The sequence below is a fragment of the Streptomyces sp. NPDC051219 genome (assembly GCF_040682335.1).
In the GTDB taxonomy this organism is placed as follows: Bacteria; Actinomycetota; Actinomycetes; order Streptomycetales; family Streptomycetaceae; genus Streptomyces.
Window position 1 is genome coordinate 76,108 of record NZ_JBFBAS010000018.1, and the last position, 17,408, is coordinate 93,515.

The 17,408-nt window shown below is 70.3% G+C and carries 9 protein-coding genes and 1 pseudogene; 8 read left to right on the forward strand and 2 right to left on the reverse strand.

Annotation, left to right across the window (positions count from 1 at the left end; genetic code table 11):
• Nucleotides 1-285 precede the first annotated feature (285 nt).
• From AB0M62_RS21245 to AB0M62_RS21260, 4 genes are all read left to right on the forward strand, one after another.
• Complete coding sequence (locus tag AB0M62_RS21245; protein WP_366075816.1) at nt 286-3,993, forward strand: sigma-70 family RNA polymerase sigma factor; 3,708 nt, start codon at nt 286-288, stop codon at nt 3,991-3,993.
• Nucleotides 3,994-4,055: 62 nt separating this feature from the next.
• Nucleotides 4,056-7,193 (forward strand): helicase-related protein, encoded by a 3,138-nt coding sequence (locus tag AB0M62_RS21250; RefSeq protein ID WP_366075817.1) that lies wholly within the window; start codon nt 4,056-4,058, stop codon nt 7,191-7,193.
• A gap of 444 nt (nt 7,194-7,637) precedes the next feature.
• Nucleotides 7,638-9,035: a DUF1998 domain-containing protein gene (locus AB0M62_RS21255; RefSeq protein WP_366075818.1), complete on the forward strand. Its 1,398-nt coding sequence runs from the start codon at nt 7,638-7,640 to the stop codon at nt 9,033-9,035.
• Nucleotides 9,032-10,123: a DNA helicase gene (locus AB0M62_RS21260; protein ID WP_366075819.1), complete on the forward strand. Its 1,092-nt coding sequence runs from the start codon at nt 9,032-9,034 to the stop codon at nt 10,121-10,123. Before AB0M62_RS21255 ends, AB0M62_RS21260 begins: the two co-directional genes overlap by 4 nt.
• Before the next feature lie 425 nt (nt 10,124-10,548).
• On the opposite strand, the gene AB0M62_RS21265 is transcribed toward AB0M62_RS21260, so the two are convergent.
• Nucleotides 10,549-10,770 (reverse strand): helix-turn-helix transcriptional regulator, encoded by a 222-nt coding sequence (locus AB0M62_RS21265; protein WP_266636582.1) that lies wholly within the window; start codon nt 10,768-10,770, stop codon nt 10,549-10,551.
• Nucleotides 10,770-11,261 (reverse strand): DUF2975 domain-containing protein, encoded by a 492-nt coding sequence (locus AB0M62_RS21270; protein ID WP_366075855.1) that lies wholly within the window; start codon nt 11,259-11,261, stop codon nt 10,770-10,772. Before AB0M62_RS21270 ends, AB0M62_RS21265 begins: the two co-directional genes overlap by 1 nt.
• 399 nt (nt 11,262-11,660) lie before the next feature.
• Here AB0M62_RS21270 and AB0M62_RS21275 point away from each other — a divergent pair.
• The 4 genes and pseudogenes from AB0M62_RS21275 to AB0M62_RS21290 all read left to right on the forward strand — a co-directional run bounded on the left by AB0M62_RS21275 (nt 11,661) and on the right by AB0M62_RS21290 (nt 17,317).
• Nucleotides 11,661-12,019: pseudogene (locus tag AB0M62_RS21275) on the forward strand (metalloregulator ArsR/SmtB family transcription factor).
• Nucleotides 12,020-12,386: 367 nt separating this feature from the next.
• Nucleotides 12,387-14,855, forward strand: a complete 2,469-nt coding sequence (gene uvrA / locus AB0M62_RS21280; protein ID WP_366075820.1) for an excinuclease ABC subunit UvrA — start codon at nt 12,387-12,389, stop codon at nt 14,853-14,855.
• 767 nt (nt 14,856-15,622) lie between these two features.
• Nucleotides 15,623-16,000 carry a DUF2267 domain-containing protein gene (locus AB0M62_RS21285; RefSeq protein ID WP_366075821.1) on the forward strand — a complete coding sequence of 126 codons (378 nt, stop codon included), beginning with the start codon at nt 15,623-15,625 and terminating at the stop codon, nt 15,998-16,000.
• 297 nt (nt 16,001-16,297) lie between these two features.
• Nucleotides 16,298-17,317, forward strand: coding sequence for an LLM class oxidoreductase (locus AB0M62_RS21290; protein ID WP_366075823.1), 1,020 nt, complete (start codon nt 16,298-16,300; stop codon nt 17,315-17,317).
• The last annotated feature ends 91 nt before the right edge of the window (nt 17,318-17,408 follow it).

Below are 17,408 nucleotides of genomic sequence, written 5' to 3' on the forward strand. Positions count from 1 at the left end.
GGAAACGGAACGTGCCCCCTGCATGCGTTGCCGCACCGCTCATCGTGGCAGAGCGGAGGTGCGGTGTCCGCAACTGTACACGAAGCGAGGTGGGTTCAATAGCCTGTCAGTCCGTTGACATTGTCAACGCTTCGCCATACGCTCTGCGGTGTCATCGGGTAGGGGGTGGGCGGTGTGGGGCACCAATCCGTCGGAGGGCGTTGGGCGCCAGGAGGTGCGTCCGGGTGGGAACCGGGCCGTGCCGCGGGGGAGGTGCAGGGTGCCCAGTCGGGTCGTGGACCCGGAATGAGGGCCGCTCTGACGGGATTGCTGGCCCGCCTGCGCCATGCGGCGGTCGACGGCGCCGTGCCGGAATCCGTGTTCCTGGAGCAAGTCGGCTTGCTGGGGCTCGGTGACGTCGAGCGGGAACGGCTTCGCGAGGAACTGGCAGGGCTGGGGCTGCCCGTCCTGGGGGCGGTGGTGCATGCAGACGGTGACGGTCCGAATGGGGAAAAGGTTGCACGGATCCGTGAAGAAAATGTGTCCAGCCCCGCTTTTCCCGCCGATGACGTGGTTCGGGCGCTGCTGAGCCGGTACGCCGACCCCGAGGGCTACGTGACCCCTCACGCACTGGATGGCGTCGCCCGTCTGGCCGGACTCGGTGCGCGAGACGCGGCGGCCCTGCGGGCCGGGGCGCGTGTACGGGGCGAGACCGTCGCAACGGCTGGAGCGGTGCTGACGAACGCGGAGACCGCGGTCAGGCTCACCGACGTCGAGGGACTCGCGCCGGAGGGTGGTGCTGAGGACGAGCCCTTCCCGTTGCGAGAGACGGAGATCGGAGAAGGCACCGGGGATCTCACGGCCGCTGTTGCCGCTGCGTTGGCCGTCCTGGAGAACGACCGCTTGCGCAGGCGGCCGGAGACGCGTCTGCTGAGTACCGAGGCGGAAGTCGGACTCGCCGTGCTGCTACGGGGCGGACCCGACCGCATGGCGGAGGAACCCGACGACGACACGCTGAGCGGCCTGCCCCCCGACGACATCCGGATCCGTGCCCGGGACTGTCTCGTCCTGCACAACCAGCGACTCGTGCACAAGATGGTGCCCCGGTATCTGGAACAGGGTCTGGACTACGACGACCTGTTCCAGAACGGCGCGCTGGGGCTGATGCGGGCGGCGCGGAAGTTCGACCCGGCCAAGGGCTTCAAGTTCTCGACGTACGCGACCTGGTGGGTCCGCCAGTCGATCAGCCGGGCTATCGCGGACGAGGGCGCCGTCATTCGCATCCCGGTCCATATGCACGAACAGATTCGCAAGGTGGCGCTGGCGGAGCGCACCCTCGCGGTACAGGGGCGGCCCGCCGGAGTCGCCGACGTGGCCGTGTACTGCGACATGACCCTGCAGAAAGTCGAGGAAGCCCGGAAGCTGAGCAGGCGCACCGACTCCCTCGACCGGGTCATCGGGGACGGGGTCACCCTGGGCGACTTCATCGGGTGGACGAATCCACTGCCACCGGTGGAGAAGGGTGTGCTCGACGCGATGCTGCTGGAGCAGATCATGAGTGTCGTCGACACGCTCTCCGAACGCGAGGCCCATATCCTCGTCCGGCGCCTGGGGCTGGACGGGGATGAGCCGTCGACCCTGGACGAGTTGGGCAAACAGATCGGGCGGACCCGCGAGCGCGTCAGGCAGATCGAGTCGAAGGCCAAGAAGAAGTTCCAGTATCGGCTGGTGGCGGCCGGGCTCACCGCTGCATACCAGTATGACGGCGGCCTTGCAGAGGAACCCGACAGAGCCGGGGAGCCGGCCGGCGCGCAGCGAACCGGCAGCGGAGCGGGGGCCGGAGCGGGGGCCTGGAAGGAGAGTTCCGGGGCAAAGCGGGTGCCCGACACGCTGCCCGACTCCGTAGCGAAGCAGGCTCCGCCAGAAGGAATGGCACAGTCCGTCGAAGCGGGGGAGTCGCTGGACGGCGCATGCCTCAGAGAGGCGACGGCGGCCGAGCCCGGCGATCACACGGCACCTGGTGAGGCGTTGGCGGACTCTGCGACGGAGACGCCGTCGGAGGCTCACACCGCACGTGCGGTCGAGCTTGGGGACCGGGCGGACCATCGGTCCGAGGAGCGCGCGGATGATCCCACACCGGCGGCGGAGCAGGGGCTTGGACCAGTGGTCGACGCGCACGATGCCGATTCGCGTATCGGGCTGGTCCCGAGGCCGCGCACGGAGCCGGTGCTGGAGTCTGCGCCGGAGCGTTCACGCTCGGCGCAGGCAGTCACTGAGGCGAGCGGGCCGTCAGTCCCTGAGCCGGTGGTTCCCGAACCCACGCAGTACACAGCGGACTGGCAGAAGGCGCTGAGGATGCCGACTGACTTCGGCGGGGGAGTGGCGTGGCTCGCCGAGTACGCGTTGCTGGCGGTGGGGCATGCGCAGCTCACTGTGCTGCTCGGTCCGTCCTCGGCCGACGCCGTCGCGCGTGCCGTGCGGGACAGGGGCGTGCTCGACCGGCCGGTGATATCGGCCCTGGAGGTACTGCGGCGCGTGTTCGACGCTGTGAAGGAGGCTGAGCTGCGGCCGGAGGATTTCTTCGAGAGACCGGCCGAGGCACTGGTAGGCATGACTCCGCGCGCGTATCTGGCAGCCAAGCCCCTGGTGCTGAGCGAGTCGCGCCTCGCACTGCGTGACTCCTTGCGGGAGTTCGTCGCCGAGGTCCCGCTGCGTGCCGGCCAGGGAGCGGCGCCCGCGGACAGTTCGCCGGGCAGCTTGGTGGCGGGGCCCCGTTCGGAGCCGGGCCCAGGGCCCCTGGACAGCGCGCAGGTGCGCGCGGCCGGAGTGCCGGACGAGGGCACAGCGGCCTCACCCGACGGCCCCCGGGCGGACATGTACAGCCCTTCGCCGATATCGCCGGACGAGGACCGGCTCGGGGCGGCTCGCGGGGGTGGGCCGCTCGACGTCGGGCGCAACCAGGTGGACCCGGAGGCCAACACCGTGCCAGGCGGCGATCGGCCCCAGGACGACATGGCCGGGCCGCAGGCCCCGCCGCTCAGGGCGGGTGACCCGTCGGCCGACCACGTCAGTGCTGACGCACCGACGGTCCAGGAGCAGCCCGTGTCTCTGCTCAAGGCCGGGCGCCGATCCGCGTCCGCCAGGACCCCGGAGGAGATGCCCCGGGCCGGGACCGCAGACCGCGGCACCGGGAGGGGAGAGGCGGAGCCCGAGGCCGAACGGCGTCTCACCGACGTACGCCGTGCGTACGAAGCCGAGCTGACGCGCGAACGGGACGAAGCCCAGCGGCACCTCGCCGAGGAGCGGCAGGCCGCCGACACCCGGCGCATCGCTGCCCTTACGGATACGGAGCGGCAGCTCGACACCCTGGAGGAGACGCTGCTGCGCCGAGCGGACAGGGCTCTGCTCCGCAAGGAGCAGCACCTGCGCGCACAGGCCGAGGAGCGGATCGCGCGCCTCAGGGACGAGTATCGCGAGGCGCAGCGGACCCTGGTCGCGCGGGCCGAACACGCCGAGCTGAGGGAACGCGCGGCACGGACAGCCCTGGCCGCAGCCGGCGAGCGCGGTGCCCGGGCGGATCAGCGCGCCAAGGACGCCGGGCAGCTCGCCCGCACGGCCGAGCAGCGCGCGAACGATGCGGAGCAGAGGGCGAGTACGGCCGAAGAACGGGCAGCGGAGCTGCACCAGCGGGCGAACGAAGCCCAGCGGCGGGCGGAGGAAACCGGCCAGCGGCTTCGGCGCTACCGCGAGGAAGGGGAGACACGCATCGCGGGTCTGGAGCAGCGGCTGCGGCAGGCAGAGGCTCTGCTCGCCGAACGCGACGGGACTCTCCGCGCCGCCCAGCAGCAGGCATCGGCTCAGGTGGCGGCGGCCGAACAGCGGGCTGCGGCGCGGATCGCCCAGACCGAGCAAGACGCCTGGGCCCGCATCACCGAGCTGCAGCAACAACTCGCCGCCGAACGCGAAGCCGCCGTGGACCGTCCCACGCTTCGGGACCGCTGGCGCCGGTCCTGACATCGGACTCCCGGCCCCGCGCGACCCACACCCCGCACCACTCGTACCGCTTCAGGAGCACCATGGACCCCAGACAGGAACTCGTCTCCTACCTGCACCGCCGACTCGTCGGTCCTGCCTCCGGCGAACACGAGCTGCTCGAAGCGCCGCCCGACCGTGAGTACCTCATGGGCACGCTGTATCCGCAGGAGGCCGACCTGCAAAGGCAGTTGGACCTCGCAGCGGAGGAGCTCGACGGCGCCGGCACGGAGGGCGGCGCCGAGGACACGGCGCCCGCGGCGGACCCCGTGCCCGAGTCCAACTCCTGGCTGCCGTCCTCGCTCGGCCTCAGCTTCTACACCGACGCCACGACCGTCGACGTCCGCTGCGCCGGAGCCCGCTACAAGACTCTCGCCGCCACCGGGGGGCGGGGCCGCCGCTGGGAACGCGTCCCCCTGCCCGAGGAGACCCACGCGCTCGGACCCGACCGGGACCACGTCCCCGTGCTCGACGGACGTGCCGAAATCCGCATCCGCAGGCGCGCCTTTGGCTCCGGACAGCTCGTCACCGTAGCCCTGGTCAACACCGCCCACCACGAACAGGCGCTCGGCAAGGCCGCGCAATGGGAGCGGATGCTCTTCCAGGTCGAACTGGAAGCGCGGCCCGCGGACGGCGATGTCCTGCCCTACCCGAGCGTGCGGCTGGCCAGCCGTGACCCGGAGGAACAGGAACTGCTTCTGCAGTACCGGCACGTCCGCACACACGCCGTCGGCCATGGCTGCGCGGTCGAGGAACGATATGCCTCGCACGACGAGCGCGGCGAACGGGCGGTAGTGGCTATCAAGGCCGCCGTCATGCCTGAGGCTGAGGTCAGCGGCGTCCGGGCTGCCGGCTTCACCGGATCCCCCGTACTGAACGTACTCCACCTCGCCGATCCCGCCGTGCCCCTCGTCCAACTTCACGAGGAGCTTGCGGAGTTCGCCGCCGACTACCGAGCCTGGTACGTGGGACAGCTGAACACCGAGGTCCCCGCGTGGGGCCGAGAGGCCGCCGACCGAGTCCTGGCCCGCATCAACGCCGCCGTCACCCGGATCGAGTCCGGCGTTCGCACCCTCTGCGACCCGGCGCGGCCCGAGCTGCTGCACGCCTTCCGCACCGCGAACCGTGCGATGGCCCTCCAGATGCGGCACTCCGCCCGCGATCAGGCAGGGGAACGCCGCGCCCGCCGCGACGCGCTGCTCCTCGATCCGGAGCCGAGCCCGGACGCCGTATGGCGGCCCTTCCAGCTCGCGTTCTTCCTGCTCGCCCTGGACGGAGTGGCAGACCCCCGGCACCGCGACCGGGCGACGGCCGACCTGATCTGGTTCCCGACCGGCGGCGGAAAGACGGAGGCCTATCTTCTACTGGCCGCGTTCGCCATGGTGCTCCGCCGGGGCGAGGAGGGCGGTGGGGGTACCGCGGTGCTGAGCCGCTACACCCTGAGTCTGCTCACCACCCAGCAGTTCCAACGCGCGGCCACCACCATCTGCGCTCTGGAGACGCTGCGCCGCGCCGACCCGGCTCCCTACGGGGACGAGCCCTTCTCCATCGGCCTGTGGGTGGGCGAGGCCACCTCCCCGAACTCGTACGAGAAAGCACGCGCGGTCTTCGACGACGTGCGCGGTGCCGCCCGGCCCGACGACGTCTTCATCCTCGACCGCTGCCCGTGGTGCGGCACACGCATCATGCCCGCCCACAAGTCGCCCGACATCGGGGACTACGGAGTACGCGCCACCGCCGACTCGTTCACCTTCTACTGCCCGCGCGAGGAGTGCGCCTTCCATGACGAGCTGCCCGTCGCCGTCGTCGACGAGCAGCTGTACGACCGCCCGCCCACCTTCATCCTGGGCACCGTGGACAAGTTCGCCCGGCTCGCATGGGAACCGCGCTCGGGACGGCTGTTCGGCGCGGGAACCGGGAACCTGCCGCCGTCACTCGTCATCCAGGACGAGCTGCACCTGCTCACCGGCCCGCTCGGCACCACCGTCGGCCTGTACGAGGCGGCAGTGCTCGGGCTGTGCACCAACCGCGCCGGCATCGGACCCAAGGTTGTGGCGTCCACGGCGACGATCCGCCGCTCCGGCCAGCAGATCCGCGCCCTCTACGGCAGCGGCGCCCAGCTCTTCCCACCCGCCGGACTCGACGCCCGGCACTCATACTTCGCCGAACCCGACACGTCCCGGCCCGGCCGCCGCTACCTCGGCGTCATGGCCCAGGGACACACGGCGGGCCGCGCCGCCGTCGCCACCGCCGCCGCGATGCTCCAGGGCGCCTACGAACTCCCGGAGGAACACCGAGACGCCTACTGGACGCTGGTCGCCTACCACCACAGCCTCCGCGAACTCGGCCGTACGGTGACGGCCGCGGCCGATGACATCCCCGCACAGCTCACAGGGCTGGATTCGGGGTCGGGAATCCGGGGACTGGCGGACCACCAGGTACAGGAACTCACCAGCAACCTGCCGCGTGCCGAACAGCCCGTCCTCCTCGACCGGCTCGAAAAGCCCTGGACCGAACCGCAGTCGGTGTCTTTCCTGCCCTGCACCAACATGCTGTCCGTCGGCATCGACGTGAAGCGGCTCGCACTGATGCTCATGCAGGGGCAGCCCAAGACGACGGCCGAATACATCCAGGCCACGAGCCGGGTCGGCCGGCACACCGTGCCCGGTCTCGTCGTCACCTTCTTCAACGCCACCCGCCCCAGGGACCGTTCGCACTACGAGACCTTCGACGTGTACCACCGCTCCCTCTACCGGCACGTCGAACCGACCAGCGTCACCCCCTGGTCCGTCCCCTCACGTCGGCGCGCCCTGCACGCCGCGCTCGTCATCCTTGTACGCCACCGCCTCGGCCTCGCCGCCGAGAACCAGGCCGGGCACATCCTCGACCGGCTGCCCGAAGTGGAAGCCCTCGTCGGGGAACTGGCGGTGCGGGCCGCCGCCGGTGAACCATATGCCGCCGACGCCGTACGCAAGGAACTCGCGGAACTCCTCGCCGACTGGGAGGACGCCGCGCGCGCGGCCCGCAAGGACGGCCGCGAGCTGTACTACCGCAGCCAGGGCAAGGGACAGTCCAACTTGATCAAAAGCTTCGAGCAGCGCTACGGCCTTTGGGAGACACCGAACTCCATGCGCAACGTCGACCGGGAATGCCAGGTGATGGTGAAGGGGGCCGACCTGTGAGCCGCACGCTCCGCGTACGCCAGTCGCAGACCGTTCTGCCGTTCGGTGTCGGTGCCGTCTTCGACATCCAGGGCGAGTCGTTCGTCGCCACGGGTATCGGCGACTGGCCGCAGAAGGCCAAACAGCGCGTCGAGTCGCACCGGCTCGCCAATCGACTTGGCGTCACCGGCTTCTACGCCGCGCCCCCCACGGCCAACGATCGCTTCGACACCCCCGACGCTCCCGGAGCGCCCTACATCCGCTTCCCGTCCTGGCTGTTCTGCGGGGCGTGCCGTCGTATGAAACGGTGGCGCATCTCCGACGAGAAGCCGGGACAGCCGCCCCGCTGCGCGTCCTGCTCACCCGGCCGGGCCCTCGCCCCCATGCGGTTCGTCCAGATCTGCGCGGCCGGACACCTCGGCGACGTCGACTGGTGGTTCTGGGCTCACTCGCGGCGAGAAGCAGGTGAACGGCGTCAGTGCGGCGAACGCGAGAAACTCCGCTTCCTCGTGTCCGAGCGCGCCTCCGGCCTCGAAGCGCTCTCCATCACCTGCACGGTCAAGGGATGCGGGGCCTCCCGCGACCTGCTCGACATCCTCGGCACACACGGCATGCGCTGCTCGGGGCGCAACCCCTGGCAGCGGGCCAACGAGGCCACGGAGTGCGTCATGCCCGTCCATCCAGCGCACGGCGGGCAACCTGTACTACCCGGTAGTGCACTCGGCGCTCGACATCCCCGAGTCGGACGCGCCCGCGTCGCAAGGAGACGAAGAACTCGCCGGACGCGTACGCGAGCACGACCTGTGGGTGTCACTCTGCCGGGTCGCCGGCACCCCGCGCGCCGACATCTTCCGCACGATGATCCAGGAGGACACCGGCGCCGACGATCAGCTCCTCGACGCCCTGCTCGCCGAGGAGGGGCAGCCGAAGCCCGTCGCATCATCCGACCCGCCCACTGCGCCCGCCCGCCCCGACCTCAGCCGCGAGGAGTGGGCCGCCTTCACCGCGCCGGCCCCGCCCGCCACCCGGGACTTCGCACTGCGCGAGACCACCCTCGGACTCGGACAGGAGACCGCCGAACCCTGGGCCGGCCTGCACCGCCGCATCGGCCGGATCGTGCTCGCCGACCGCTTGCGCGAGGTACGCGCACTGTCCGGCTTCAGGCGGGTCTCTCCGGACGCGGCGCTCGTCCCCGCCGACACCGCCCGGCGCCTCAAATGGCTCCCAGCCGTCGAAGTCTTCGGAGAAGGCGTCCTCCTCACCCTCAGCAAGGACGAACTCACCGCATGGGAAGGCGGCCCAGAGGTGCGCCGACGCGTCGCGGGCATGCGCGCCGACCTCGACCGCTCCTTCCAGAAGGAACGGCTTCAAGCCCTGACCGGGGAAGAACTCTCCCCGCGCTTCGTCCTCCTGCACACTCTCGCCCACCTGCTGATCCGCCAGCTCTCCTTCGAATCCGGCTACACGACGGCCAGCCTGCGCGAACGCGTCTACGCACGCCCCGAAAAAGACCAGTACGGCATCCTCGTCTACACCGCCGCGGGAGACGCCGAAGGCACCCTCGGCGGGCTCGTGCAGCAGGGCGAGCCGCCGCGCCTCGCCGAGACCCTGCTGCGGATGACCGAAGCCGCCGCCTGGTGCTCCGCCGACCCCTTGTGCGCCGAACACACCGGCCAGGGCTTCGGCAACCTCAATCGCGCGGCCTGCCACGCCTGCGCCCTGCTGCCCGAGACGAGCTGCGAGACCGGCAACACCCTTCTCGACCGCGCTCTCGTCGTCGGCGGCGAACAGGTACCCGGCTACCTGGAGTCGATCGTGACGGCGGCCCGGAGCGCCGCTGTCAATGCCCTGGAGCAGATGTGACCCTCACCTACCTCGATCTCGTGCCCGAACAGCGCTCCTGCCTCGACACGCTCCCCTTCGACGGCAATCACCTGATCAGCGGCCCGCCCGGCAGCGGCAAGAGCCTCCTCGCAGTCCAAAGGGCCATCATGCTCGCCCTCACCGGAACCCCGGTGGTCCTGTTGACTCGCTCCAACCTGCTCCGCCAGCCACTGGCCGCGGCCGTACACGTGCTCGGCCCGGCGGACCGCAGCGTGCGCGTGGCGACCGCACACGCCTGGCTCACCGAGTGGTACGGCGGACAGCCTCCGCGCGGTACGGACGGCTGGTTCGACTGGCCGGCCTTTTACGACCGTGCCGTGGAGACCGGCCCGGTGCGCGAACTCACCCTGGTCGTCGACGAGGGCCAGGACCTGCCCCCGGAGTTCTATCGCCTTTCCCGTCTGCTCGGAGCGCGAACAACGGTGTTCGCGGACGAGTGCCAGCGGCTGACCGACGCCAACTCCACGCTCGCAGAGATCGCCGAGAGGCTGGGTCGATGTACACGTCTCACCCTTGACGGCAACCATCGCAACACACGCCAGATCGCCTCCTTCGCTGCCCACTTCCACACGGGGACCGGTCTGCCTGACCTCCCGGATCGCGAGGGGCCGCCCCCGCGCCTGCACCGTCTGCCGCACGGCGGCGCGGCCGACCTGCTGATCCTTCTGGCGCAGAGGCACCCGCAGCAGAGCATCGGCGTGATCGTGAACTCCACCCGCACCCAGTTCTCACTGCTCGGCAGTCTGGAGCGCAGAGCACCCCGGCTCAAACCGCAGCTGTACACCTCCCGGGCCCGAGCGACACAAGGCCGTTACCGCACGCTGGACCTCGGCCGCCCGGGGATCGTGCTCGTCCACCGGGCAAGTGCCAAAGGGCTGGGCTTCGACACTGTCGTCATCCCTGACACGCATACGGACGCGGCGGTCGATCCCACCTCGGCCGCCCTGCGCATGACGTATTACGTTCTGGCAACCCGGGCACGACACGAACTCCATCTGGCATACGAGGGAGAAGCGGAGCCACCTCTGTGCGCGCAGGTGAGGCCCGGTGAGCTGCTGCGCGGATGACGGAGGCTTTGGAAGCGTGCCGTCGTCTCCGCAACAGCCCGCGCTGCCCGCGTGGTAACGAAGCCCCACAAGCGTCTCCCAGCAGAATGTGCCGGCAGGGTCAGCCATGGGGCAGCGTGTTCGGTCTCCAGCACAGGCTGGAAGCAGGGGATCTCGTTGGTCTTCTCGCCTACGTCGAGTACCCCCGTCGAACTGATCAGTCGTCACGGATCGGGGCGTGCGACTACGGCGAAGCCCTGGCTGCCGGCCCAACGACGAACCCCCGCCCTTCTGCGCTGGAAGGACGGGGGTTTTTGTGGGGAGGTCACGTTCGCAGGTCGCGATCATCGACAGGAACGGTGTGGTGCAGGTCAACCGGAATCTGCCCAACGGGGTCAGGACGGTGCTGCGGGTGATCGGCGATCCACGGCCAGCCCTGGGGCACGTCATCCGCCCGCGGCATCCTCGGCCTCCCAGCGCAGCAGGTCGCCCGGCTGGCATTTGAGCACCTCGCAGAGCGCGGCGAGCGTCGCGAAGCGCACCGCCTTGGCGCGGCCGTTCTTGAGTACCGCCAGATTGGCGGGCGTGATCCCTACGCGGTCCGCGAGCTCGCCCACGGACATCTTCCGCCTGGCCAGCATCACGTCGATGTCGACGACGATAGGCATCAGATCACCTCGTCCAACTCGGCCTGCATCTGCGACGCTTCGACGTCGCGCGCAACGGCCTGGGCGAGCAGCATCCGCAGCACGAGCACGATGAGCGCGACCCCCAGGATGGCCACGCCAACCCCGCCCATGATGACGGTGACGCCCGGGTCGGCCCGCTGGCCCGGCGCATTGAGGACCGTGACCGCGAACCACAACAGGGCAGCCGCCACGATCGCGCCGATCACGCCGTCCACGTACCGGAAGGCGGCCTGGGAGAACACGGTTCCGCGTTGCACCATCGTCACCAGCCGCCATACGCAGACCAGGGCGACCTGGACCGACACCATGCCCAGGATCGTGATCACGCGCAGCGGGGTCAGCGGGAGCGACCCGTCCTCCGGGTCGCTCGCGCTGACCAACACCCACACCATCAATGCCTGTACGAACACGGTGCCGGCGAGCACCACCACGAGCACGGCACGAAGCGCACGCACTGCCAGCTTTCCCATGACCCACCCTTCCATCGAGTTGCGATGGGAATCTATCGAATTTCGATAGATAGAGCAAGGGTTGGGACGGAGGCTGGGCGGCGGTTTCGCACCGCGGTGGGACGCCGCCCCCTCCCATGGCATGACGTTCGCGCGAACCGTCTTGATCTTGTCGAAGTCGGCCTCGCTTGACACAAATCGGACGCCACCCGCGGCCGCCAGGGCTTTCGACAAGCTCGGCGCCAACCGCCACGGCCGGTTGGCGGCCGTCGGCGGTGCCGACGTGAACGGTGAAGGGCTGCTCCTCGCGGCCGGAGCCGACGATCCGGTCCCGGCCGGCGCGGGCGACGCCTGCCGTACGTCGGCCAGGGGCCGGAAAGCGGGCGGTCCGCGCTGGTTCGACATGTGCAACATAGACAGGTGTCGAACATCAAGGCGCTGCCGCTGCTGGAGCCCGAGGTCTCCGGTGCCGTGCTGCCCGCCCTGACCGAACGACCCCTGACCGCTGAGGAGCCGAGCGGACCGTGGCGATGTTCAAGGCGCTCAGCGATCCGGTCCGGCTGCGCCTGTTCTCGGCGGTGGCCTCGCACCAGGGCGGCGAGGCGTGCGTGTGCGACATCTCCGATGTGGGCGTCTCGCAGCCGACCGTCTCCCACCATCTGAAGAAGCTCGAGGAGGCCGGGCTGCTCACCTCCGAGCAGCGCGGCACGTGGGTCTACTACCGGGTCGAGCCCTCGGTCACGGCCGCCATGGGGCGCATGCTCGCGACCCGGGGCTGAGCCGCCGGGGCGAGTGCGCCACCGGGAGGCGAACCACCGCGTTCGCCGAAGGGCGTCGGCAGGGGAGCAGGCGAAGGCCCCGACTGGTTCGGGGGATCCCCAGCCGAGGCCGATCGAGAGTGGGCGCGAAGGGCGGTCGCCTCGCGGCGGGGGCTCCATAAGGCTTCAGCCGAACGATCGTCCTCATGGGCAAAGGGTGAGGCCCGGGGACACAGTTCCCTTCACGCCCATATACGGATCAACGGTGAAGCACCCTCGAATGTTCCCTGGGAGCGCTCATACCGGGACTCTTCGGATGCTCGTGTGAGCGGGGCCCGGTGACGGCGCCTGTCGCGCGGTTCCCGGCGCGATCAGGTAATCAGGAACGGTGAACAAGGACCCCACCGACCCCTTCGTGCATGTCCGGGGCGCCAGTGAGAACAACCTGCGCAACATCGACGTCGACGTTCCGCGGGACGCGATGGTCGCCTTCACCGGCGTCTCCGGTTCGGGCAAGTCCTCGCTCGCGTTCGGCACGCTCTACGCGGAGGCCCAGCGGCGCTACTTCGAGTCCGTAGCACCGTACGCCCGAAGGCTGTTGCAACAGGTCGGCGCACCGCACGTGCAGGAAATCACCGGACTGCCACCGGCCGTGGCCCTTCAGCAGCGACGCGGGTCGCCCAGCTCGCGCTCGACGGTCGGCACCATCACCACACTGTCCAATCTGCTGCGCATGCTGTACTCCCGGGCCGGCACCTATCCGCCCGGGGCCGCACGGCTGGAAGCCGAGTCGTTCTCACCCAACACCGCGGCCGGCGCCTGCCCGAAGTGCCACGGACTGGGCGTCGTGCACGACGTCGCCGAGGACCTGCTCGTCCCGGACCCCTCGCTGAGCATCCGCGAGGGGGCGATCGCCGCCTGGCCGGGCGCCTGGCAGGGAGCCAACCTGCGCAGTGTCGTGAAAGGCCTGGGGATCGACATCGACCGACCGTGGCGCAGGCTCAGGAAGAAGGACCGGGACTGGCTGCTGTACACGGACGAGCAGCCCTCCGTGTACATCGAGCCGGAGGAGGACCGCGTCGACTACGGCTACCAGGGCAAGTTCTGGAGCGCCCGCAAGCACGTCATGCACGTCCTCGCCGACTCCAAGAGCGAGAAGATGCGCGAACGGGCGCTCCGGTTCGTCAGGAGTGTGCCCTGCCCCGAGTGTCACGGCAGCGGACTGCGGCCCGAGGCGCTCGCCGTGACCTTCGCCGGACGTTCCATCGCCGAGATCAACGCGATGCCGCTCACCGAGGTCGTGGCGCTGCTGCGGCCCGTCGCCGGGCGGTCCGAGGCCGACGCCACCACGTCGACCGCCCGATCCGGGGAGACGACCGAGGTCGCGGTCCGGATCTGCGGCGATCTGGTCGCCCGGATCGACGTACTGCTCGACCTGGGCCTCGGATATCTCAGCCTCGGGCGCCGCTCGACGACCCTGTCGCCCGGCGAGGCGCAGCGCCTGCGGATCGCCACCCAGCTGCGCTCGGGGCTGTTCGGCGTCGTCTACGTCCTTGACGAACCCTCCGCGGGCCTGCACCCGGCTGACGCGGAACCGCTGCTGGACGTGCTGGACCGCCTCAAGGCGGCGGGCAACTCGCTGTTCGTCGTGGAGCACGACATGGACGTCGTACGGCGGGCGGACTGGGTGGTCGACATCGGCCCCGGCGCGGGCGAGGGCGGCGGACGCGTGCTGTACAGCGGCCCGGTCGCCGGTCTTGAGCGGGTCGGGGAGTCGGCCACGAGCCAGTACCTGTTCGGGCGCGCCCAGCCGCTCGATCACCGCCCGCGCACACCGCACGGCTGGCTGCACCTGAGCGGCGTCTCCCGCCACAATCTGCACGACGTGTCCGTCGACGTACCGCTCTGCGTACTGACGGCGGTGACGGGCGTGTCCGGTTCCGGAAAGTCGACGCTGGTGACGCAGGTGCTCGCCGAGGTCGTCCGCGGCCACCTCGGACTCGTACCCGAGGAGCCCGACGAGGCGCACCTGGAGGTCGACGTCCAGGACGCGTCGGGGGTCGAGTCGTTCGACCGCCTGGTCCGGGTCGACCAACGGCCCATCGGCCGAACTCCCCGGTCCAACCTGGCCACGTACACGGGGCTGTTCGACGCGGTGCGCAAGCTGTACGCGGCAACGGACGAGGCCAGGGCGCGCGGCTACTCGGCCGGGCGGTTCTCCTTCAACGTGCCCGAAGGGCGGTGCGAGACCTGCCAGGGCGAAGGGTTCGTCGCGGTGGAACTGCTGTTCCTGCCCGGCACCTACGCGCCGTGCCCGACCTGCCAGGGCGCCCGGTACAACGCCGAAACGCTGGAAGTCACCTACCACGGCAAGAACATCGCGGAAGTGCTGGCGCTGTCCGTCGACGCCGCCGCCAAGTTCCTGTCCGACGTCCCGGCCGCCTCCCGCAGTCTGGAGACGTTGCGCGAGGTGGGACTGGGGTACCTGCGGCTGGGCCAGCCCGCGACGGAACTCAGCGGTGGTGAGGCGCAACGCATCAAACTGGCCACCGAACTGCAGCGAGCCCGCCGCGGGCACGCGCTCTACCTGCTCGACGAGCCGACGGCGGGGCTGCACCCCTCGGACATCGCGCTGCTGCTGCGACAGCTGCACCGGCTCGTCGACGCCGGCAACACGGTCGTCCTCGTCGAGCACGACCTGGACACGATCGCCACCGCCGACTGGGTCATCGACCTCGGGCCGGGCGGCGGCGACGCGGGCGGGCGGGTGGTCGCGGCGGGCCCGCCGGCCAAGGTGGCGAGGGCCCGCCGCAGCGCCACCGCGCCCTATCTCGCGGCCCGGCTCGCGCGCTCCTGACGACGGTGCGAGGGGCTGAGTACCGGTCGGCCGGGTTCGGGGCGCAGGGTCGCGCGCGTCGCCATGCTGCGTTCCAGCTGGTGGCGGATATCGCTCGCGAGGTGTTGCCCGTCATACCCTGGCAGAGCAGCGTGAAATGCGCAGGCATCCCCCGGCCAGCCGTACGGCCGTCCCTCCGCAGGAAGCTGCACGGCGTTGCAGCGCCTCAGCACACCAGAGCAGCCAATCACCTCGAGCGTCACATGTCGGCTTCGAGGGCCTTGGAGGAAGCTGGGGTCGGCCAGCACGGTGTCTGACGAGGTCATGCCCATCTCTTGGTGTGAGAGCCGCGCCGGCCGTGCCCCCACGGTCCATCGACCTGGAAGTGGGGCTGATGGACATCGCCCGACAGCTCGCCGCCGTCGAACGCTCTCGACGCCGAACGGGCCGGCCGGAAACGCGACGGCGGGAAAGCCGACCGCGCCCACAGGCACGGCGCCCTGACGCACATCCGGCAGACCGGCGCCGACGTCCCCTTTGCCGTAACGGAGGCCGTCTGCACTTGTGCTCGGAGGCCTACCGAGCCCGCCGCCTTTCCTCCCGCCGGGAGCAGGCAGGGTGTGGCCCACATCCGGAACATGGAAATGTCCGATTTCACTCGGCCTCTGCTGAGGCGCATGCACCATGACGCGCATCAGCCCGCCACCCTCACACGCTCGACGCACCCTTCGGTACCTGTCTCAGGTCCCACGCCAGGCAGTTGCAAAGCTTCAGAAAAAGGACGGCTCATGGACTACAACACCTTCCTCGACACCATCACCCGGCGCGCCCCTGTCCCCCCGGAGAAGGCGGAGCCTCTCACCCGCGCCACCCTGGAAACTCTGGCCGAGCGGCTCACCAGGGGTGAGGCGGAGGACCTCGCGTCCGAACTGCCCAAGCCGCTGCAGGAACCGCTGGTCTCTCCCACTCCGGAGGCCGAGCCCTTCGGACTCGACGAGTTCATCAATCGGGTGAGCAGGCGAGCAGGGGTGAGCCCGGACGAGGCCCGCGAGGGCGTAAGGGCGGAGCTGAGCACCCTGAGGGACGCGGTCAGTGATGGCGAGTTCCGCCACGTAATATCCCAGCTGCCCCGGGACTTCGAGGCTCTCGTCGGCGCCCCGGGCTAGAAGGAGCCATCACCGACGAGGTCGGCGCCATCATCGAGGAGACGGAACCGGCCGTACTCACGGCGGCCACCGTCACACTGGTCGAGGACCCCCACAGCACCACGTTCGTCTCCTGCGTCCCGCCACACGGCGCGCAGAGCGAACTCCTGTCGGAACGTCGGCGCTACGTCGGCGAGGGGATGCGCGAGGACCTCCGGTTGTGCAACCTCAGCACGCGTCCGATGCGGACCCGGACTCGGCATGGAATCGCCGGAGGATCGCATCACACAACCGACAGTTCCCTCAGCCGGCGCACCCGTGGACGTCGAAGGCGGGGCGCAGCGGCCGTTCTCCGAGCACGCGGCCATGGCCAGAGCGTATCCCGGCGGCAGGATGACCGTGGGCGCCATCACGCCCCTGGAGGGCTTCGACGGGCCCGTGCCGTCCCTGGCCGGGCACATCGAGCGGATCCAGCAGGCCGAGCGGGCCGGCTTCGCCTCGGTGTGGGTCCGTGACGTGCCGCTGCTGGACCCGAGCTTCGGGGACACCGGGCAGGTCTTCGACCCGTGGGTGTACCTGGGGCGGCTCACCGCCTGCACCACCTCGATCACACTGGGGACCGCCAGCATCGTGATGCCGCTGCGGCACCCATTGCACACCGCCAAGGCGGCCGCCTCGGTGGACCAGCTGTCAGGCGGACGGCTCCTGCTCGGGGTGGCCACCGGTGACCGGCCCGTGGAGTTCCCGGCCTTCGGTCAGGACCTGGACGGCCGGGCCGAGAGGTTCCGGCAGTCGCTGGAGTACTTCCGTGTCGTCCTCGAGCACCGTTTCCCGCACGTGGACTCGCCGCTCGGCCGGATGCGCGGCACCGATCTGCTGCCCAAGCCGGTGTACCGGCGGATCCCCGTACTGATGACGGGACGCGGCAGGCAGGACGTCCGGTGGATCGCCGACCACACGGACGGCTGGCTGTACTACACCCCGCCGCTCCAGCAGCAGGCCGAGAACATCGCGCGGTGGCGGGAGCTGACCCGAGGCGACGACGGTGGGTTCAAGCCGTACGCCCAGGCCACCTATCTGGACCTGACCGAGGACCCGCTGGCCCTGCCCCGGCGTATCCACCAGGGCTTCTCGGTGGGCCGGGTGTCGTTCCTGGCGATGATGCGGGCCTGGCAGGACGTCGGCATCGACCAGCTGATGATCAACTTCAAGCACAGCCGCCGCCCGGTCGCCGACGTGATCGACGAACTGGCCGAGCACGTGCTGCCGCACTTCCCGCCCGGGCGCTCCGGGGCGCGCGGCGAGCACCGGCGGCCTGTGGGGCGGACCGGGCCCTGAGGAAGGACGACCCCCGGCGCCCCTGCGCGACAGGGCCGGGTTCAGTCCCGGACGGCCCCGGACGGCCGCTCCTGCGCGTAGTCGCACCGTG

Excerpts from the sequence above, each read along its gene's own strand:
- AB0M62_RS21270 (WP_366075855.1), bottom strand. The coding sequence starts at position 11,261 with ATGGGAAAGCTGGCAGTGCGTGCGCTTCGTGCCGTGCTCGTGGTGGTG.
- AB0M62_RS21250 (WP_366075817.1), top strand. The coding sequence starts at position 4,056 with ATGGACCCCAGACAGGAACTCGTCTCCTACCTGCACCGCCGACTCGTC.
- AB0M62_RS21265 (WP_266636582.1), bottom strand. The coding sequence starts at position 10,770 with ATGCCTATCGTCGTCGACATCGACGTGATGCTGGCCAGGCGGAAGATG.
- AB0M62_RS21285 (WP_366075821.1), top strand. The coding sequence starts at position 15,623 with ATGGACTACAACACCTTCCTCGACACCATCACCCGGCGCGCCCCTGTC.
- AB0M62_RS21245 (WP_366075816.1), top strand. The coding sequence starts at position 286 with ATGAGGGCCGCTCTGACGGGATTGCTGGCCCGCCTGCGCCATGCGGCG.